At 68.9% G+C, this 18011-nt stretch carries 17 protein-coding genes and 1 pseudogene; 13 read left to right on the top strand and 5 right to left on the bottom strand.

The genetic code is table 11. The annotated features are described in order from the left end of the window. Positions 1-203: 203 nt before the first annotated feature. Positions 204-1208, bottom strand: coding sequence for a zinc-dependent alcohol dehydrogenase family protein (locus ACHMXE_RS10280; protein WP_395345894.1), 1005 nt, complete (start codon positions 1206-1208; stop codon positions 204-206). Positions 1209-1317: 109 nt separating this feature from the next. On the opposite strand from ACHMXE_RS10280, the gene ACHMXE_RS10285 reads away from it, so the two are divergent. Further along, a complete protein-coding gene (locus ACHMXE_RS10285) occupies positions 1318-2172 on the top strand; it encodes a LysR family transcriptional regulator (protein WP_395345895.1) in 855 nt (284 codons plus the stop codon). Here the strand turns inward: ACHMXE_RS10285 and ACHMXE_RS10290 are convergent. Next, entirely contained in the window at positions 2169-2909 is a 741-nt protein-coding gene (locus ACHMXE_RS10290; RefSeq protein WP_395345896.1) for an SDR family NAD(P)-dependent oxidoreductase, read from the bottom strand. The two genes, ACHMXE_RS10285 and ACHMXE_RS10290, sit on opposite strands and share 4 nt — an antisense overlap. A 110-nt stretch (positions 2910-3019) precedes the next feature. Here ACHMXE_RS10290 and ACHMXE_RS10295 point away from each other — a divergent pair, with 110 nt between their 5' ends. Continuing rightward, positions 3020-3922: a LysR family transcriptional regulator gene (locus ACHMXE_RS10295; RefSeq protein WP_203207588.1), complete on the top strand. Its 903-nt coding sequence runs from the start codon at positions 3020-3022 to the stop codon at positions 3920-3922. A 132-nt stretch (positions 3923-4054) separates the two neighbouring features. On the opposite strand, the gene ACHMXE_RS10300 is transcribed toward ACHMXE_RS10295, so the two are convergent. Continuing rightward, a complete protein-coding gene (locus ACHMXE_RS10300) occupies positions 4055-4231 on the bottom strand; it encodes a hypothetical protein (RefSeq protein ID WP_395345897.1) in 177 nt (58 codons plus the stop codon). Positions 4232-4552: 321 nt separating this feature from the next. Here ACHMXE_RS10300 and ACHMXE_RS10305 point away from each other — a divergent pair. The 9 genes and pseudogenes from ACHMXE_RS10305 (at position 4553) to ACHMXE_RS10345 (ending at position 13298) form a co-directional block, all read left to right on the top strand. Further along, positions 4553-5612 (top strand): annotated as a pseudogene (locus ACHMXE_RS10305) (porin). Positions 5613-5924: 312 nt separating this feature from the next. Next, positions 5925-7067 (top strand): MFS transporter, encoded by a 1143-nt coding sequence (locus tag ACHMXE_RS10310; RefSeq protein ID WP_395347341.1) that lies wholly within the window; start codon positions 5925-5927, stop codon positions 7065-7067. Then, the gene (locus ACHMXE_RS10315; protein ID WP_395345898.1) at positions 7067-7975 is read left to right on the top strand and encodes a dihydroorotate dehydrogenase electron transfer subunit; all 909 of its coding nucleotides are present in this window, start codon (positions 7067-7069) and stop codon (positions 7973-7975) included. The genes ACHMXE_RS10310 and ACHMXE_RS10315 overlap by 1 nt, the downstream gene beginning before the upstream one ends. Continuing rightward, positions 7968-8918: a dihydroorotate dehydrogenase gene (locus tag ACHMXE_RS10320; RefSeq protein WP_203207584.1), complete on the top strand. Its 951-nt coding sequence runs from the start codon at positions 7968-7970 to the stop codon at positions 8916-8918. The genes ACHMXE_RS10315 and ACHMXE_RS10320 overlap by 8 nt, the downstream gene beginning before the upstream one ends. 16 nt (positions 8919-8934) lie before the next feature. After that, positions 8935-10191, top strand: a complete 1257-nt coding sequence (locus ACHMXE_RS10325) for a hydantoinase/carbamoylase family amidase (RefSeq protein ID WP_395347343.1) — start codon at positions 8935-8937, stop codon at positions 10189-10191. Positions 10192-10199: 8 nt separating this feature from the next. Next, a complete protein-coding gene (gene pyrC, locus ACHMXE_RS10330) occupies positions 10200-11270 on the top strand; it encodes a dihydroorotase (RefSeq protein WP_395345899.1) in 1071 nt (356 codons plus the stop codon). An 89-nt stretch (positions 11271-11359) separates the two neighbouring features. Next, on the top strand, positions 11360-12265 hold the full coding sequence (locus ACHMXE_RS10335) for a helix-turn-helix domain-containing protein (protein ID WP_395345900.1): 906 nt from the start codon (positions 11360-11362) through the stop codon (positions 12263-12265). 17 nt (positions 12266-12282) lie between these two features. Then, positions 12283-12975, top strand: a complete 693-nt coding sequence (locus ACHMXE_RS10340; RefSeq protein WP_395345901.1) for an orotate phosphoribosyltransferase — start codon at positions 12283-12285, stop codon at positions 12973-12975. Continuing rightward, positions 12972-13298 (top strand): hypothetical protein, encoded by a 327-nt coding sequence (locus tag ACHMXE_RS10345; protein WP_395345902.1) that lies wholly within the window; start codon positions 12972-12974, stop codon positions 13296-13298. The genes ACHMXE_RS10340 and ACHMXE_RS10345 overlap by 4 nt, the downstream gene beginning before the upstream one ends. Before the next feature lie 47 nt (positions 13299-13345). Here ACHMXE_RS10345 and ACHMXE_RS10350 read toward each other — a convergent pair whose 3' ends face one another. Both ACHMXE_RS10350 and ACHMXE_RS10355 read right to left on the bottom strand, forming a co-directional pair. After that, entirely contained in the window at positions 13346-14296 is a 951-nt protein-coding gene (locus ACHMXE_RS10350; protein WP_395345903.1) for a PDR/VanB family oxidoreductase, read from the bottom strand. A 37-nt stretch (positions 14297-14333) separates the two neighbouring features. Beyond that, a complete protein-coding gene (locus ACHMXE_RS10355; protein WP_395345904.1) occupies positions 14334-16634 on the bottom strand; it encodes a molybdopterin-dependent oxidoreductase in 2301 nt (766 codons plus the stop codon). Between the two features lie 156 nt (positions 16635-16790). On the opposite strand from ACHMXE_RS10355, the gene ACHMXE_RS10360 reads away from it, so the two are divergent. Further along, the gene (locus ACHMXE_RS10360; RefSeq protein ID WP_395345905.1) at positions 16791-17456 is read left to right on the top strand and encodes a GntR family transcriptional regulator; all 666 of its coding nucleotides are present in this window, start codon (positions 16791-16793) and stop codon (positions 17454-17456) included. 60 nt (positions 17457-17516) lie between these two features. Further along, positions 17517-17879, top strand: coding sequence for a DUF2946 family protein (locus ACHMXE_RS10365; protein WP_281081672.1), 363 nt, complete (start codon positions 17517-17519; stop codon positions 17877-17879). The last annotated feature ends 132 nt before the right edge of the window (positions 17880-18011 follow it).

An 18011-nucleotide genomic window follows, 5' to 3' on the forward strand; every position in this document is an offset into this window, starting at 1 on the left:
GCAGGATCGAGCAGCACTGGTTCCGCAGCGACAAGCCCGGCGTCGTGTTCCTCATGAGCGCCGAGTCCGTCGAGCAGGCCAAGGCCGCGGTCGATGCGCTGCCGCTCGTGACGGGCGGCTTCGCGCAGTATGGTTCATGCCGGTCGGCCCGCTCGCGCCGCTGGGCCTGCTGCTGCAGGGCCGCTGAGTCGCCCCGGATCCTTCTAACCGCCGATCTCGACCACGATCTTTCCCTTCGCGCGTCCCGCTTCGACTTCCTCATGGGCCTGCATGGCCGCATCGAAGTCGAAGCGGCGCGCATCCATCAGCGGCAGCAGCCGGCCGGCCTCGACCAGCTTCGCGGCTTCGCGCAGGATGTGGCCGTGGTTGGCGCGCCCCTTGCCGCTGAGCATCGGAAGCAGTGTGAACACACCCGAGTAGGTGGCCGCGCGGAAGGACAGCGGCGCCAGCTTGTGGGTGCCCCAGCCGAGGCAACTGACGACATGGCCGCCGTACTGGCGCGCCGCGCCGAAGGAGGCGTCGAGCGTGGCGCCGCCCAAGGTGTCGTAGACCACGTCGAAGCCTTCGCCGCTGGTGTGGGCCGCCACGTACTGCTCGACCGTCGTGCTCGTGTAGTCGATCGGCGTGGCATCGAAGCCTCGGATGGTCTCGGCCTGGGCGGGCAGGCCGGTGGCATACACCTGCGCGCCGAGCGCGACGGCGATCTGCACCGCGACGTGACCGACGCCGCCGGCGCCGCCATGCACCAGCACCTTCTGTCCCGCCTGGGTGCGCGCGCGGTCGACCAGGCCTTCCCACGCCGTGATCACGACCAGCGGCAGGGCCGCGGCTTCGCGCATCGAGAGATTGGCGGGCTTGGGCGCGAGCAGGTCGGCATCGACCGCGGCGAACTCGGCCAGCGAGCCCTGCAGCCCGCCGACGCCGCCGGTGAGGCCATACACCTCGTCGCCGGCGCGGAAGGCCGTGACGCCGGGGCCGACCTGCTCGACCACGCCGGCGAGGTCCATGCCGAGGATCGCGGGCAGCGGATGGCGCGCATGGGCCGCGGCGCCGGCACGGATCTTCGAATCGAGCGGATTGACGCCGCTCGCATGGATGCGCACCAGCACCTCGCCTTCGCGCGGCACGGGCCGGGGCACCCGGACGGCCTCGAAGCGGCCGCCGGCTTCGCGCACCATCAGTGCGCGCATCGAATCGTCTTGCGACATGGAGAACTCCTTGTATGGCTTGAAGAGGCGTCCATTGTTCGATCTTCAAAACTGAACGTAAACTCACAGAAATGCATTACATCCATTCACTTTTGATGGGTTGAAGACCATGGACTGGAGCGACGTGAGGATCTTCCTGGCGGTGGCCAGGGCCGGTTCGCTGGGCGGCGCCGCGCGCCTCACCGGCCAGTCGCAACCGACCATGGGGCGCCGGCTGCGCGTGCTCGAGCGCGAGGTCGGGCAGGCGCTGTTCCAGCGCGGCAAGGACGGCTTCGTGCTGACCGACGAAGGGGCCTCGGTGCTCGCGCATTCGGAGCGGATGGAAGAGGAGGCGCTGGCCTTCGAGCGCCGGCTGGCCGGCCAGGCGCAGCAGCTCGAGGGCCTGCTGCGCGTGTCGTCGTCGGACTGGTTCGGCGTGCACATCCTCACGCCCGTGTTCGCGGAGTTCGTGCAGCAGCACCCGCGGGTGAACATCGAGCTGATCACCGATGCACGCCTCTTCAGCCTGGCGCGCCGCGAGGCGGACCTGGTGTTCCGCATCCAGCCCTTCGACGAAGCGGACGTGGTGCAGCGCAAGGCCGTGCACGTCGCCTACCGCGTCTATCGCGCGAAGGGCACGGCGCATCCCGTGCGAAGCGATGGCCAGGGCGTGCCGCTGATCACGCTCGACAGCGCGTTCCAGGACTTCCCCGACGCGGCCTGGCTGCGCAAGAAGCTGCCGAAGGCGCGCGTGGCCTTCGGCAGCAACAGCCGCGAGGCGCAGGCCCGGATGTGCGCCGCGGGCGTGGGCCTGGCCGTGCTGCCCGCGCCGCTGGGCGATGCCTGCGCGGCGCTCGAGGTCGTCGATCTCGGCGGAATGCCGCCGGGGCGCGATGTCTGGGTCGGGTTCCACCGCGACCTGCGCCGGCTCGGGCGGTTGCGGGCCCTGGTCGACGTGACGGTGGAACGTCTGTCCGCAAGCTAGAAAACCATCCCGCCCGCGACGTCGATGGTGCAGCTCGTGACCCAGCCCGCATCCTCGGAGACGGCGAAGGACACCGCCCCGGCGATGTCCCGGGGCTGGCCGGCGCGACCCAGCGGCGTCTTCGGCACGAAGTGGGCCGAATAGGCCTCGGCACCGGCCGCGTTGCCCTCGGTGAGGACGAAGCCGGGCGCGATGCCCACCACGCGGATGTGGCGCGGACCGAGTTCCATGCCGAGGCTGCGGGTCAGCACGTCGACGGCGCCCTTGGTCGCGCAATAGACGTGTGCCTGCGGCGAGGGGCTGGTGGCCACGCCCGAGCTGATGTTGACCACCGTGCCGCCGCTGGGCAGCACGCGCGCGGCGGCCTGAGTCATCAGCAGCAGGCCGCGCACGTTCAGGTCGAAGTGCTCGGCGATGCTCTCGGGCGTGATCGTGTCGAGCGAATCCAGCCGGTAGGTACCGGCGTTGTTCACGAGGATGTCGAGCCTGCCGAAGCGCGCCAGCGTGGCATCGACCAGCGACTGGATCTGCGCCGGCCGGGAGATGTCGGCCTGCACCGCCACGGCCTGGCCGCCGGCGGCGGCGATCCGGTCGACCACTGCCGCCGCCTCCTTCTCGCTGCGTGCGTAGTTGACGACGACGCTGGCGCCGTCGCGCGCGAGGCGCTCGGCGATGCCCGCGCCGATGCCCTTCGAGGAGCCGGTGACGATGGCGACCTTGCCTGCGAGATGGGTCATGGTGAATCCTTTGAATGGTGAAGTGCTGGATCCAACGATAGGCCGACGATTGATGAATTGAAATATGGATCGGGTCGATGCGGTTTGAAGCCGAGCTTCATAATCAAGCGATGGCTCCAGACCTCATCCCCTTCATCGCGGTCTTCGCGCGCGTGGCGCATCACGGCAGCTTCACGCGCGCTGCGGCAGAGCTCGGCGTGTCGCCCTCGGCGCTGTCGCAGACGCTGCGCTCGCTTGAGAAACGGCTCGGCGTGCGGTTGCTCGACCGCTCCACACGGCGCGTCAGCGTCACGGAGATCGGACAGAGCTTCCTGCAGGATGCGGCGCCCGCGCTGGCGGCGCTGTCGGCCGCCGTCGAACGCGTCAACGAGGTGCGCGAGAAGCCGGCCGGCCTGCTGCGCATCAACCTCTCGCGCGTTGCGTTCGAACTGCTGCTGCTGCCGCACCTGGCCGCGTTCGCGCAGGCCTATCCGGACATCAGGCTCGAGCTGCATTGCGACAACGCGCTGGTCGACCTCATCGGCAGCGGCTTCGACGCGGGCATCCGCCTCGGCGAGAACCTCGCGCAGGAGGTCGTCGCCGTGCCGCTCGGCGGCCCGCATCGCATCGCGACCATCGCGGCGCCGAACTACCTGAAGGGACGCGCGGCGCCGCGCACGCCCGAGGAGCTGAGCCAGCACCGCTGCATCAACATCCGGCTGAGCAATGGCGTCTACCGCTGGGAGTATTCGAACAAGGGCCGCGACTTCGAGGTGGAGGTCGATGCCGCCATCCTCACCAACGACGGCGACGTGCTGCTGAGCGCCGCGCGCGCGGGTGCCGGCATCGCCTGCGTGTTCGAGGCCCAGGTGCACGACGACCTCGCGAGCGGCCGGCTCGTGCCCTTGCTCAAGCCCTGGTGGCCCAGCTTCCCGGGCTTCCACCTCTATCACGCCAGCCGCATGCACGTGCCGCGCAAGCTGCGCGCCTTCATCGACTTCATGCAGCAGCGCACGGCTCCGAGGCGGCGCTGAGGCGCCCGGGCCGGCGTGCGCCGATCAGCGCGGCGCCGATCCCTCCCAGGACCGCCAGGCAGGCAGCCATCAGCTTCGGTCCGAGCTCGTTCGTTGTCATCGTGGATTTCCAATCGTGGGTGGCGCGGCGCTTCATGCCCGCTGGAGTTCTTCCGCGGCGAACGGCAGCCGGCGGATGCGCTTGCCGGTGGCCGCGAACACGGCGTTGAGGACCGAGGGCGCGGTCAGCACGGTGCCGACCTCGCCGGCGCGGCGCGTCAGGCCGGGGGTGGATGCGGTGTCGGCCATGGGCATGCGGTCGTGCTTCATGTCAGGCCGACTTGATCGGGATCAGCGTGGCGGCGCGCTGCACCGCGGCTGTTCGCACCCGCGTCGAGCGCACGCGAATAGCGCGAAAGCGCTCGGCCCCGACCGCTCGAAAACCCTTGGCATCGATCTTGCGGAACCGCGCCAGAATCCGGTCTCGTTTTTGATCCTGGTTTCTTTAATGGTGATTTTTATCGGATGTGCCGAGTTTTCGAGGCGATACGCCTCAGGCCGGTGCACCCGTGCCAGAGCCACCTGTCCGTCGTTCGGGCGTGCCGCGAAGGGGCGCTCGGCGTTCCTCGAGCCTTGAGAAGTGAGCCACCCATGAAGAGTCTTGTAGTTGCCGCCGTCGCGCTGTCGACGGCTTGTTGCGCCTGTGCGCAGAGCAGTGTGTCGGTGCAGGGATTGATCGACGAGTACGCGGGATCGATGCGCTATGCGGGCGACCTTGGCCGCACCAAGGTCCTTGGAAGCGGTGGCATGACCACCTCGTTCTTCGGCTTCGCCGGTACCGAGGACCTGGGCGGCGGGCTCAGGGCCTACTTCGCGCTCAACTCCTTCTTTCGCGCCGATACCGGCAAATCGGGCCGCTTCGACGGCGACCCCTATTTCGCGCGCGATGCCAACGTCGGCATCGCCGGTGCCTACGGCAGCCTTCAGCTCGGGGCGCGCCGCGGCGCCGAACTTCATCCCGACCGTGTTGGTCAACCCCTTCGGCAACTCCTTCGCGTTCTCGCCGCTGGTGCTGCATGCCAACGTCAACACCGCGCGCTGGCTGTACCGCACCTCGCCCTCCGACACCGGCTGGAGCAACCAGCTCATCTACAGCACGCCGAGCTTCGGCGGCCTGCGCGTGAACCTGCACTACCAGTTCGGCGAGCAGTCCAGCGACACCGGCTACAAGGGGAAGAACAACACCGGCATCAGCGCGACCTACGTCAGCGGGCCGCTCACGGTGGCGGGCTTCTACGAGCGCGACCAGATCTCCAACCCGGTCAACCCGGGCGTCATCACGGCCACGGTCGACGGCGCGGTGGTACCCACCACGCGCAAGGACTGGATGCTGGGCGGGGCCTACGACTTCGGCCTGCTCAAGGCCTATGCAAGCTACGGCCGGTCGAAGGCCGAAGCGACCGGCTATCGCGGCACCACGAGTTCCCTCGGCGCCAGCGTGCCGGTCGGGTCGACCGCGGGGCAGGTGCTGGCGGCCGTCGCGAGGACGAAGATCGCCGGGTCCTACGACGGCACCCGCACGACGGTGAGCCTGGCCTACGATCACTACCTCTCGAAGCGGACCGACGTCTATGCCTTCCTCATGCGCGATCGCGCGACCGCCATGGCGGGTGGCAACAGCCTCGGCGTCGGCATCCGCCACCGCTTCTAGCGGCCGCGCGAGCCGATGCCAGGCTCGATCCCCCGGTTTCCCTCGTTCCTTTTCATCCATCCACAGAGACAACCCCGGTGAACTTTTTCTTGATTGATATCTTTTTCGATACTAGTATCGCAAATGAGCGAAGCGGACTCCATGTCGAGACCGTTTCCATGGCCCATCCATCCGACGACGCCGGGCTTTCCGCGTCGAACCAGGAGTCCTGACGTGTCATCCACCCCAGATTCGACCGCCTCCGCGCCACGCGACGACGCCGTCTCGGGCTACGCCTGGAAGGCGCTGGCTGGCTCCGCCATCGGCTATGCGATGGACGGCTTCGACCTGCTGATCCTGGGCTTCATGCTCACGGCCATCTCGGCCGACCTGCACCTCACGCCGGGCCAGGCCGGCTCGCTGGTGAGCTGGACGCTGGTCGGCGCCGTCGTCGGCGGCATCGTCTTCGGCTCGCTCAGCGATCACTTCGGGCGCATCCGCGTGATGACCTGGACCATCGTCCTGTTCGCGGTCTTCACCGGGCTCTGTGCCTTCGCGCAGGGCTACTGGGACTTGCTGGTCTACCGGACCATCGCGGGCATCGGCCTGGGCGGCGAGTTCGGCATCGGCATGGCGCTGGCGGCCGAAGCCTGGCCCGCCAGGCACCGGGCCCGCGTGTCTTCCTATGTGGCACTGGGCTGGCAACTGGGCGTGCTGGGCGCCGCCTTGCTCACGCCGCTGTTGATGCCGCACATCGGCTGGCGCGGCATGTTCCTGGTTGGCGTCGTTCCCGCGCTCGTAGCCTGGGTGATCCGCAACAAGCTGCACGAGCCCGAGGTGTTCGTGCGCAAGCCCAAGGTCCGGGGCTCGCGCCTGAGGTCCTTCAAGCTGCTGGTCAAGGATGCGCAGACGACCCGCACCAGCCTGGGCATCGTCGTGCTGTGCGCGGTGCAGAACTTCGGCTACTACGGGATCATGATCTGGATGCCGAGCTTCCTGGCCAACAAGCTCGGGTTCAACCTCACGAAGTCGGCCATGTGGACCTCGGTGACCATCCTCGGGATGATGCTGGGCATCTTCGTCTTCGGCCAGCTGGCCGACCGCATCGGGCGCAAGCCGAGCTTCCTGCTGTTCCAGGCCGGCGCCGTGGCGATGGTGCTGGCGTACTCCCAGCTGTCCGATCCGGTTTCGCTGCTGTGGGTCGGCGCCGTGCTCGGCATGTTCGTCAACGGCATGCTCGGCGGCTACGGCGCGCTGATCTCCGAGGCCTATCCCACGGAAGCGCGCGCCACGGCGCAGAACGTGCTGTTCAACCTCGGCCGCGGCATCGGCGGATTCGGCCCGGTGGTGGTCGGCGCGCTGGTCGCCGCCTATTCGTTCCAGATCGCGATCGCGCTGCTCGCCGCGATCTACCTGGTCGACATGGTCGCCACCTACTTCCTCATTCCCGAACTCAAGGGCAAGGAGCTCGAGTGATGCTCGCCACCATCGACCACCAGTCGCCCGCGTTCCGGCCCGTGCATCCGCCCGTGCCGCAGGGAGAGGGCGCCTGCTTCCAGCGCAACGCGCAATCCGTGGCCTCGTACCGCTGCGAGGTCGCCGAGCACCGCTGGGTCAACGACCGCTACAAGTACCTGAAGCTCAGCGCGCCGGCCGACCTGGCGGGCGCGACCAGGCCCGGGCAGTTCTACCAGCTCAAATGCCCGACGACGAACGACCTCCAGCCCTTCCTGCTGCGCCCGATGAGCGTCTACGGCGTGGGGCCGGAGGCGGGCACGATCGAGTTCCTCTACAACGTCACGGGCACCGGAACCCACGCGCTGGCCTCGCTGCCCGTCGGCGGCGCGATGGACATCGTCGGCCCGCTGGGCAACACCTTCACGCTGCCGCCCGGCGACGAACGCCTCATGGTCGTGGCGCGCGGCGTCGGTCTGGCGACGATGGCGCCGCTGCTGCAGCAGGCGGCCAGGATGGGCATCGCGATCACGGCGGTGATGTCGGCGCGCGCCCCCAAGGACCTGATGCGCGACGAGTTCCTGCGCGGCGCCGAAGCCGACGTGCATTGCGTCTACGACTCGGACGGCAGCTCCTCGGTGGAGGCCATGGACACGCTGGTGCGCCGCCTGCTCGGCGAACGGCACCACGACGCCGTCTACACCTGCGGCTCGCACCGCGTGCTGATGCTGCTGCAGCGCATCCTCGCCGACCATCCGGGCACCCGGGGCGAGGTGGCGATGGAACAGCGCATGGCCTGCGGCATGGGCGTGTGCCTGTCCTGCGTCAGGCTGTTCGACCGCGAGGGCGACAAGCAATTCCTGCGCGTCTGCCGCGAAGGTCCCGTGTTTCCCATCGGCGACGTGGTCGGGGAGGTGGAGTTTGGCTGATCTCAACGTCAGGGTCGGCGACGTCGGCCTGCGCAATCCGGTCATGCCGGCCTCGGGCTGCTTCGCCATCGAGTACGCGGAGGCGCTCGACTTCAACCGGCTGGGCGCGCTGGTGATCAAGAGCGTCTCGCCCAAGAGCCGTGCCGGCAACCCGACGCCGCGCGTGGCTGAAACCCGCGGCGGCATGCTCAATGCGATCGGCATTCCGAGCAAGGGCCTGGACTACTACCGCGAGACGGTGCTGCCGCCCTACACGCGCTTCGACACGCCGGTCGTGGTCTCGATCTCTGCGGACACCGTCGACGAGTTCGCCGACGCGGTGGCCGAGATGTCGCTGCCCGAAGTGGCGGTGATCGAGGCCAACATCTCCTGTCCCAACCTCGAGGCCGACGGCATGGCCTTCGCGATGACGCCCGAGACCACCTACAAGGTCGTGAGCGCGATCCGCCGCCGCACGCACCATCCCGTGTGGGCCAAGCTCACGCCCAATGCCTCGCACGTGGCGACGGTGGCGAGGGCCGCGGAAGAGGCCGGCGCCGATGCGCTCGTGATGGGCAACACGGTGCTGGCCATGTCGATCGACGTGCGCACCCGCAAGCCCATGCTCGGCAACGTGATGGGCGGCCTGTCGGGGCCGGCCATCAAGCCGATCGCGCTGCGCATGGTGCACCAGTGCTACCGCAGCGTGCGCATCCCGGTCATCGGCTGTGGCGGCATCGCGAGCGCGCACGACGCGGTCGAGTTCATGCTGGCCGGCGCGAGCGCGGTCCAGGTCGGCACGGCCTCCTTCATCGACCCGGGCGCGATGCAGAAGATCATCGACGGCCTGATCGCGTACTGCGACGAGATGGGCGTGAAGAACATCCGCGACCTGACCGGCCAGGTCAAGCTCGACCGCCAGCTCTCGGACCGCTGGCTGCGCTTCGCGCAGCAGTCGGGCTAGGGGAGGGGCAAGGATGATGAGCCTGCCGGGACTTCGCCCCATGGCCGAGAAGCTGTTTTCCGACGTGCGCGAGCTGACCTTCGACGGGGTCGGCGTCACGCGGCAGAGCTACGGCCGCGGCGAATCGGACACCGCCGACTACCTGCGTGCCTTCGCCGCGAGCGAAGGGCTCGAGGTCCGGGCCGACCGGGCCGCGAACCTCGTGTTCGGCCTGCCGCAGACCGCAGCGGCGAGCGCGGTCACCTGGTGCGGATCGCACATCGACTCGGTGCCGCAGGGCGGCAACTTCGACGGCTATGCGGGCGTGGTCGCGGGCCTTCTGTGCCTGGTCGCGCAGAAGGCCGGCGGCACGCCCTACGCACGCCCGCTCGAGGTGGTCGCGTTTCGCGGCGAGGAGAGCGCCTGGTTCGGCAAGGCCTACATGGGCTCTGGCGCGCTCTTCGGCAAGGTCAGCGAGAGCGACCTCGCGCTCAAGCAGCGCACCACCGGCGAATCGATGGAGGCCTGCATGCGCCGCTGCGGTGCCGACGTGGAGGCGATCCGCGCGCAGCAGACGCTGCTCGACAAGGCGCGCATCAAGGCCTACCTCGAGCTGCACATCGAGCAGGGGCCGGTGATGGTCGCGCGCCAGCTCCCGCTGGCCGTGGTCTCGGGCATCCGCGGCAACGTGCGGCACAACCGTGTGGTCTGCCACGGCGACGCGCAGCATTCGGGCGTGGTGCCGCGCTGGCTGCGCCACGACGCCATGTTCGCGGTCGCCGACCTGATCATGCGCATCGACGAGCACTGGCGCGTGCTGCTGGAGCGCGGCACCGACCTGGTCGTGACCACGGGCATCGTCAGCACCGACCCGGCCGAGCATTCGATCTCGCGCATTCCGGGGCAGGTGAGCTTCAGCCTGGAGGCGCGCAGCAAGAGCACGGACACCCTCGAAGCCTTCTACCAGCTGATGCGCGCCGAATGCGGCTCGATCGAGCGCGAGCGCGGCGTGCGCTTCGAATTCGACCGGCGCCTGCTCAGCGATCCCGCGACCATGGACGAGAAGCTCTGCTGCGTGCTGTCCGAGGCCTGCGCGGCGCAGGAGGCGGCCTTCGAGCTCATTCCGAGCGGCGCGGGGCACGACGCCTCGCTGTTCGCCAATGCCGGCATCCCGAGCGGCATGTTGTTCGTGCGGAACCAGAACGGTTCGCACAATCCGCACGAAGCGATGGACATCGAGGATTTCATGCTCGGCGTCGGCGCGATGGATGCGGCCTTCGCCCGATTGAAGTGAGCCTGCCCATGACCACCCGCATCACCCTGCGCCGCCCCGACGACTGGCACCTGCACCTGCGCGACGGCGCCATGCTGCGGACGGTGCTGCCCTACAGCGCCGCGCAGTTCGGCCGCGCCATCGTCATGCCGAACCTCAAGACCCCCGTGACGACCACCGCGCTCGCGCGGGCCTACCGCGAGCGGATCGTGGCGGCCCTGCCGCCGGGCGCCGACTTCGTGCCGCTGATGACGGTCTACCTCTGCGACGGCACCTCCTCCGACGACCTGTGCCGGGGCTTCGAGGACGGCGTGCTGACCGCGGCGAAGCTGTATCCGGCCGGCGCGACCACGCATTCCGAGCATGGCGTCACGTCGATCGCGAAGGTGGCGCCCGTGCTCGAGACGATGCAGGCCATCGGCATGCCGCTGCTGCTGCACGGCGAGAGCACCGATCCGGCCGTCGACGTCTTCGACCGCGAGGCGGTGTTCATCGAATCGACGCTGCGCCCGCTGCTGCGCGACTTTCCCGCGCTCAAGGTGGTGCTGGAGCACATCACGACCGAGGAGGCCGCGGACTTTGTCAGGGCCGATGCGAGCGGGCGCCTCGCGGCGACGATCACGCCCCAGCACCTGATGTTCAACCGCAACGCGATCTTCACGGGCGGCATCCGGCCGCACTTCTACTGTTTGCCGGTGCTCAAGCGCGAGCGCCATCGGCTGGCGCTGCGCGGGGTGGCGACCTCGGGCGACGCGCGTTTCTTCCTCGGGACCGATTCCGCGCCGCACCTTCGCACGCTGAAGGAGGCGGGTTGCGGCTGTGCCGGTATCTTCAATGCGCCGGTCGCGCTGCAGAGTTATTGCACGGTGTTCGAGGAGGAGGGCGCGCTCGACAAGCTAGAGGCCTTCGCGAGCCTCAACGGTCCGCGCTTCTACGGCCTCGCGCCCAACGAGGCGAGCGTGACGCTCGAGCGCTCGCCCTGGGAGGTGCCGCAGGACGTGGCGCTCGCGGCCGGCGGGGCGCTAAATCCCTTCCTCGGCGGCAGCCGCCTGCCGTGGGCCCTGCGGGACGCGCCCGTGCGCGAGCCGGTCGCGGCGTGAGTTCCCGCACCGCCTCGCGCCTCGCCGGTGACCGCGGATGTCGAAACTCGCCTATAGTTTCTTTTTCGATCCATAAAGTGGAAAACGAGATGGAAGCTGCGAATTCGACCTTCAAGTCATCGATCGACTACGTGGCGCTGGGCAACCGCCTGCGTGCCTACCGGGTGGGCGCCTCGCTGCTGGCCGAGGACGTGGCCGAGCGGCTGGGCATCTCGCGCGCGGTCGTGTACCGGCTCGAGAAGGGCGAGATCGTCAAGATCGAGACGCTCGAGCGCCTGGCCCATCTGCTCGATACCACGCTGGCGTCGCTGCTCGGCGTGGAGGTGGAGTACTACTCGACCGCGCTAGGCCTGTTCGAGCGCATGCGCCAGCTCGAGGAGTCGTCCGACCGCATCCTCGCGCACTTCGAGCCGATCTCGCTGCTGCTGACCTCGGAGGACTACCTGCCGACCCTGCGCCAGATGCTGATCGAGGCCTCGCCCAAGGGCGCGGGCAAGGGACCGACCTCGGCCGACATCGACAAGATGCTGCAGATCATGCAGGAGCGCCGCGCTTTCTTCCAGCGCCGGCGGCCGCATATCGTGAGCCTGATCGGGCTGCGCGAACTCGAGCGCTTCGTCGATACCGGCCTGGTCGGCCGCATCGACCTGCCCGAGAGCGTGCGCATCGAGCGCCGGCTGGCGGCGCGCCGCGAGGTCGAGCGGATCGCCGACCTGATGGAGAGCGAGCCGATCGACGTGCAGATCGGACTGATCGACGACGCCATGCCGACCGCGACCTTCCAGGTGTTCTCCGGCCGCGCCGGCAGCGTGCTGGCCGTGAGCCCGTTCCGGCTCGGCGAGCTGCCGAACGTGCGCAACGGCATCGCGACCGTGACCGCCTCGCCCGAGGCGGTGCGCATGTACGAAGCCATGATCGGCAGGCTCTGGAAGGCTGCCTACAAGGGCAAGGCGGGTGCGATGCACCTGCGCAAATTGCTCGACCGAATTCACTAGCCAAAGGCTCTACCGCCATGACCACTGCCCCAGACCCGATCCGCCTCGAGGTCGCCGCCCGGCTGCTCGATGCCGGCTGCGTGACCTTGCGCACCGACGAGCCCTTCCGGCTCCCCTCGGGATGGGCGACGCCGGTCTACATGGATTGCCGGCGGCTCGTTTCCTTTCCCGAGACGCGCCGCGCGCTGGTGGGCCATGCCATCGAGCTGCTGAGAGCCGATGGCTGCCTGGCCGGCGTGGGCTCGATCGCGGGCGGCGAGTCGAGCGGCATCGCGCTGGCGGCCTGGATCGCGGATGCGCTGGACCTGCCGATGCAGTACGTCCGCAAGCGCGCGGTCGGCGCCCGCCAGGTCGAGGGCGTGGTGCGCGCCGGCGAGCGCGCGCTGCTGGTTGACGACATGATGGCGGCCGGCGCATCGAAGGCCAATTTCGCGCGCGCGCTGCGCGCCGCGGGTGCCGAGGTCGGCGATGTGCTGGTGCTGTTCGACTACGGCATGTTCGGCGCCGATCGCACGTTGGCCGCGCTGGGGCTCGAGGTCCATGCGCTGGCGAACTGGCACGACATCCGCGCGGTCGCGGCGCAGCGAGGCAGTTTCGGCCGCGAGGTGATCGCCGAGTTCGACGATTTCCTGCGCGATCCGGCCGCCTGGTCCGCGGCGCATGGCGGCAAGGGTTTCATCACTGACCACATCGAAGGCAACACACCATGAACTTCCAGGACATCAGCACCCGCTTCGAGAACGACCTGTCGGGCTCCGACGCCTTCAAGCTGCTGTACCGCGGCGCCTTCGACCTCATGAAGTCGGACCTCGACAACGCGGGCCTCTACTTCGTCATCGGGGTGGCGGCGCAGGCCTTCGTCCAGAAGTACGAGGACCAGGGCATCACGGTGGAGTTCGCCGACAACGCCAAGGCCACGATGGTGGCGTTGAACACCCGGATCCTGGCCGCGTTGGCCGCCGAGCCGTCGCAGCGCTTGCGCATCCTCGGCGAGGTCGCGACCGAGTACGAGTGGAACGTCACGGCGTTCTGAACGCGCTGCGTCGGTCATGGCGCGTGCGCGCGCCATGACCCATTCGCTCAGAGATCGAGGACGAGCCGCGCGGAACAGCTGCGCGACACGCACGGCAGCATCAGCGTGCCCGATGCCTTCTCGGGCTCGGTGAGGAAGGAATCGCGATGCTCGGGTTGGCCCTCGAGCACCGTGGTCACGCAGGTGCCGCAATGGCCTTCCTCGCACGAGGTCTCGATGTGCACGCCGTGGGCGCGCAGCACCTCGACGATGCTCTGGCCCGCTTCCACCTGCGCCGAGATGCCCGAGGCGGCGGCGCAGACCTCGAACGCGGCCTGCGGCGCCGATGCAGCGGGAGGCGTCGAGCCCGCGCCGAAATACTCGAAGCGGACCTGGTCGGCCGGCCAGTTCGCCGCGGCCTGCCGCACGAGCTCCATGAAGGGGCGCGGTCCGCACAGGTAGAGGTACTTGCCCGGCGCCGGATCGCCGACGATCGATGCCAGCAGCTCGGGCAGCGCGTCGGGGCCGTGGCCCTGGTGGTACTGGACGGCAGGGGCCAGGGCCGCGCCCTCGAGCTGCCGGCGGAAGGCAACGTGTTCCGCCGACTGCGCGAAGTAGTGCAGCTCGAGCGCTCTTCCGGCAGCGCCCAGGTGCGAGGCCATGCACAGCAGCGGCGTGATGCCGATGCCGCCCGCGACGAGGATGAAGCGCTCGCCGTCCGGCGCGAGCGGGAAGTGATTTCTCGGCGCGCCGATGGTGAGGACGTCGCCTTCGTTCACGGACTCGTGCATGAACCGGGAGCCGCCGCGCGAGCGCGGATCGCGCTTCACGCCGATGACATAGCGCCCCTCGCCATGGGGCGCGCACAGCGAGTATTGCCGCGTCTCACCCCCGCCGACGTCGACATCGATGTGGGCACCGGGCTCGTAGGGCGGAAGCGGCTCGGCGCCGATGGCGACCAGCTCGAAGGAACAGATGTCGGTGGCCTCGGGCACCTTGCGTTGGACTTTGACTTGCATGGGTATCGACGGAGTGGGTGGTGAGTGAATGGGGTGTTCAGGCGGTGGGCCCGGCTTCGGCCACGACCTCGCAGATGTAGGAGCGGTGCGGCGCCGAGCCGCTGATCGGGTCGAGATCGCCGTCGTCGACCAGCAGGTTGAAGTTCGAGCCCTGCTCGGAGAGCGGTGCGTGCGCGGGCAGGCCCAGCTGCTCGTTGCCCTGCCACCAGCCGTACTGCGCGCAGACCACGCGCGGATCGAGGCTGGCATCGAGCGTCGCCTTGAAGCGCACCGAGCCGCTCGGCGAGCGCACGCGCACCCACATGCCGGGCTTGATGCCGCGCGCGGCTGCCGTGGCGGGGTTCATGGCCACGAGCGGATCGGGTGCCTTGCTGCGCAGCGACGCCACCTGTCGGTGCTGGCTGTGGCAGTACTGGGGCAGCTTGGCCGAGGTCAGCACGAGCGGGAAGTCCGGGCTACCTTCGCGAAGCCGCAGCTTCGGCAAGGGCGGCACATACACGGGCAGCGGCGACTGGCCATGCCGGTGCAGCAGCGCCGAATAGATCTCGACCTTGCCGGTGTCGGTCGCGAAGCGGAACCCCGCGCCGTGGTGCTTCTGGTAGCGCGTCTTCAGCGGGTAGCGGATGCCTTCGGGATGCTGCCGCAGTGCCTCCAGGCTGATGCCCAGCGGCTCGAGCATGTAGCGCATGCCCTCATCGATGTCGCCGCCCCAGAACCGGTCGGCCAGCCCGAGCCGCTTCGCGAGCTTGAAGACGACCCATGCGTCGGAGCGGCTCTCGCCCACCGGCGCCACCATCCGCGGGCGCAGCTGCACCAGTTCCTCGGCGCCCTGGTTCACCTCGAAGCCGATGCGCAGCGCCTCGCGCTCCCAGGGCGTGCCGATCGGCAGCACCACGTCGGCGTAGTGCGCGGTCGGGGTCAGCGTCACATCGGCATGCACGAAGAAGTCGAGCCGGCGCAGCGCCTCGGCACCGCGCAGCGGATTGGCATGTGCGAGCAGCAGGTTGGCGCCGAAGCCGATCACGCCACGGATCGCATAGGGCTTCTGCTCGAGGATGGCGCGGTACAGCGTGTCGCTGCCGATGCAGCCCTGCGCGGCCGGGCCGAGCGGAAGTTCGTCGATGCCCACGCATTTCGCGAGCTGCGCCGCAGACAGCAGTTCCTTGCCCGATGCCTTGCGCGCCGGCGGGTGCGCGAAGTCCACGTTGCCGCCGGCCGCGTCGAAGCTGCCCGTGAGCGCGTAGAGCAGCGCGATCGCGCGGTCGGTCTGCGTCGCGTTGGTGTGCTGGCCGACGCCCGACCACGCGTAGTAGCTGACGGGGCGGTGCGCGAACAGCAGCCGTGCGGTGTCGCGCACCTGCTGCGCGGGGACCCAGCACAGTTCCTCCGCGCGTTCGGGCGACATGGCCTTGCACAGCTTGGCATAGAGCGCGAAGGCGGGCCGGCATCGAACGGGGCCGGTGGTCGTCTGCAGCGTGATGGCGCCGAAGAGCGCGAGGGTGTCGGTCTGCGATGCGTAGCTGGCCGTGCCGGGGTCGTAGGGCACGATGGATTCGCTCGCCTCGTCGAAGGCCACGAGCCGCTCCGAGGCGAGGCCCGTGAGGTCGGCTTCGCGCAGGAACGCGCCCGTGTCCTCGCGCACCAGCAGCGGCCCGTTCGAGTGCCGGCGGATGAAGTCGATGTCGTATTCGCCGTTGCGGATCATCTCGCCAGCGATGGCCAGCGCCAGCGCGCCGTCCGAGCCCGGCCGCACGCGCAGCCATTGGTGGGCGCGCATCGCGAAGCCGGCCTTGCGCGGATCGACCACGACGATCTTCGCGCCGCGCGCGAAGGCTTCCGTCACGCCTGTCGCATGGTCGAGCCAGGTGGCCGACGGGTTGTGGCCCCACAGCACGATGCACTGCGTGTTCGAGAAGTCCGGCGCGCCGATGCCGCGCCCGAAGGTGAAGCCGTGCGCGACGTCCTTGTGCCAGTTGCAGATCTCGGTGCCGCGGCACAGGTTCGGACTGCCAAAGGCATTGACCAGCCGTTCGATCCAGACGATGCCGTCGGACAGCGGCGAGCCGCTCGGCGAAGTGATGGCGAAGGACACCGACTCGGGACCGCTCTCGTCGCGGATGCGCCCGATGCGTTGCGCGACGAGGTCCAGGGCCTCGTTCCACGAGGCCTGGCGCCAAAGCGGATCGGCGGCCTCCTTCGGCGCCGTGCGTATCAGCGGATGCAAAAGCCGCTGCGGATTGGCGACCAGCTCGGGCGCCGCGCGGCCCTTCACGCAGAGGGCCTTGCCGGTCGGGTGGTCGGGGTTGGCTTCCTGGGCGATCAGTACGCCGTTCTCCACCACGCTGATCGAACCGCAGCGCGAGCGGCAGAGGGCGCAGAAGCCAGGGATTTTTTCGGCCATAGTTCCAGTGCCCAGGCGGAGGTGGAAGTCCGGCCTGGCGCATGATTATATATAAAGTAAAGAAAGTATATATACTTTGAGAAAAGGCGCAACATGAAGGAAAGCAGCTCGCAAGTGGCCGCGGGGTCGGTCTACGAGACGCTCCGCTCCGAAATAGCGACGGCCGTGCTCGAACCCGGCGCGCCGCTGAAGCAGGACCACATCGCCGCGCGCTTCGGTGTCAGCCATGTGCCGGTGCGCGAGGCGCTCTCGCGGCTCGTCGCCGCGGGGCTGGCCACGGCCCGGCTCAACAAGGGCACCTCGGTGGCCTTCCTGAGCGCGCGCGAGGCGGTCGAGCTGATCGAGCTGCGCTGGCTGCTCGAAGGGCGGCTGATCGAGCTGGCGGTGCCCCATCTCTCGCGTGCCGACATCGCGCGCGCCACCGGGTTGCTGGAAGAGCTCGGCAAGGCCAGGCAAGTCGAGGAGGTGTTCCGCCTCAACCACGAGTTCCACGCGAGCCTCTATGCCAAGGCCGACCGGCCGCTGCTGTTGCAGTCGGTCGAGTCCGCGCGGCTCAACCTCGGGCGCTATCTCTACCTGCCGTGGAAGTCGAAGACCAACGTCGATCGCTCCGAGGCCGAGCACAAGAAGCTGCTGCGCCTGTGCCTGGCCGGCGATGCGCAGGGCGCGAAGGCGATGGTGACGGAGCACGTCATCCATACCGGCCAGCTGATCGTGGAGATCATCGAGCAGCAGAAGGTGAATGTCGGCCTCGACTAGCCCCAGGCGAAGCACGGGCTGTTGCTTCGCGATCCATGATTCGTCGCGATAATGGCGCCCGTGCACGTCCTTCGAAAACTCTCGACCCTGCATCGCCTCGTGCTGGCGTGGTTCGTGCTGTCCCTGTCCGTCGCGGTCGCCTCGCCGATCGTGAAGCCTCAGCAGATCGACATCGTGTGCTCGGCCTCGGGCCACGTCACGATGGTCGTGCAGACCGAGGATGGCGCGGTGCCGATGGGCAGCATGGGCATGGACTGCCCGTTGTGCGTGATCGGCGGCCTGCCGCCAGCGATCGCGCAGGTCGAGGTGCCGATGCCGGCACCGCTGTCCTACGCCCTGCGTTCGATCCCCGCCGCGCGCATCGCCGCGGCCACCGCCGCGCCGCTGCCGGCGCGCGGGCCTCCTTCCTTCCTCTTCGCCTGAACCGCTGAATCCGTCGCACGACGGACCCTGGCGTCGCCTCGTTGGCGCGCCGGTCCGCGCGCGGCGCCCATCGTTCGTCGACGGCATGCGCGGCCACGCGCCGCTGCGCCGTCAGCGCAGCCATGCGCTGCG

Origin of the sequence: Variovorax sp. UC122_21 (genome assembly GCF_044056785.1) — a bacterium.
Classification (GTDB): domain Bacteria; phylum Pseudomonadota; class Gammaproteobacteria; order Burkholderiales; family Burkholderiaceae_C; genus Variovorax.

Coding starts and splice junctions, on each gene's coding strand:
- ACHMXE_RS10280 (WP_395345894.1), bottom strand. CDS start 1,208: ATGTCGCAAGACGATTCGATGCGCGCACTGATGGTGCGCGAAGCCGGC.
- ACHMXE_RS10285 (WP_395345895.1), top strand. CDS start 1,318: ATGGACTGGAGCGACGTGAGGATCTTCCTGGCGGTGGCCAGGGCCGGT.
- ACHMXE_RS10290 (WP_395345896.1), bottom strand. CDS start 2,909: ATGACCCATCTCGCAGGCAAGGTCGCCATCGTCACCGGCTCCTCGAAG.
- ACHMXE_RS10295 (WP_203207588.1), top strand. CDS start 3,020: ATGGCTCCAGACCTCATCCCCTTCATCGCGGTCTTCGCGCGCGTGGCG.
- ACHMXE_RS10300 (WP_395345897.1), bottom strand. CDS start 4,231: ATGAAGCACGACCGCATGCCCATGGCCGACACCGCATCCACCCCCGGC.
- ACHMXE_RS10310 (WP_395347341.1), top strand. CDS start 5,925: ATGGACGGCTTCGACCTGCTGATCCTGGGCTTCATGCTCACGGCCATC.
- ACHMXE_RS10315 (WP_395345898.1), top strand. CDS start 7,067: ATGCTCGCCACCATCGACCACCAGTCGCCCGCGTTCCGGCCCGTGCAT.
- ACHMXE_RS10325 (WP_395347343.1), top strand. CDS start 8,935: ATGAGCCTGCCGGGACTTCGCCCCATGGCCGAGAAGCTGTTTTCCGAC.
- pyrC (WP_395345899.1), top strand. CDS start 10,200: ATGACCACCCGCATCACCCTGCGCCGCCCCGACGACTGGCACCTGCAC.
- ACHMXE_RS10335 (WP_395345900.1), top strand. CDS start 11,360: ATGGAAGCTGCGAATTCGACCTTCAAGTCATCGATCGACTACGTGGCG.
- ACHMXE_RS10340 (WP_395345901.1), top strand. CDS start 12,283: ATGACCACTGCCCCAGACCCGATCCGCCTCGAGGTCGCCGCCCGGCTG.
- ACHMXE_RS10345 (WP_395345902.1), top strand. CDS start 12,972: ATGAACTTCCAGGACATCAGCACCCGCTTCGAGAACGACCTGTCGGGC.
- ACHMXE_RS10350 (WP_395345903.1), bottom strand. CDS start 14,296: ATGCAAGTCAAAGTCCAACGCAAGGTGCCCGAGGCCACCGACATCTGT.
- ACHMXE_RS10360 (WP_395345905.1), top strand. CDS start 16,791: ATGAAGGAAAGCAGCTCGCAAGTGGCCGCGGGGTCGGTCTACGAGACG.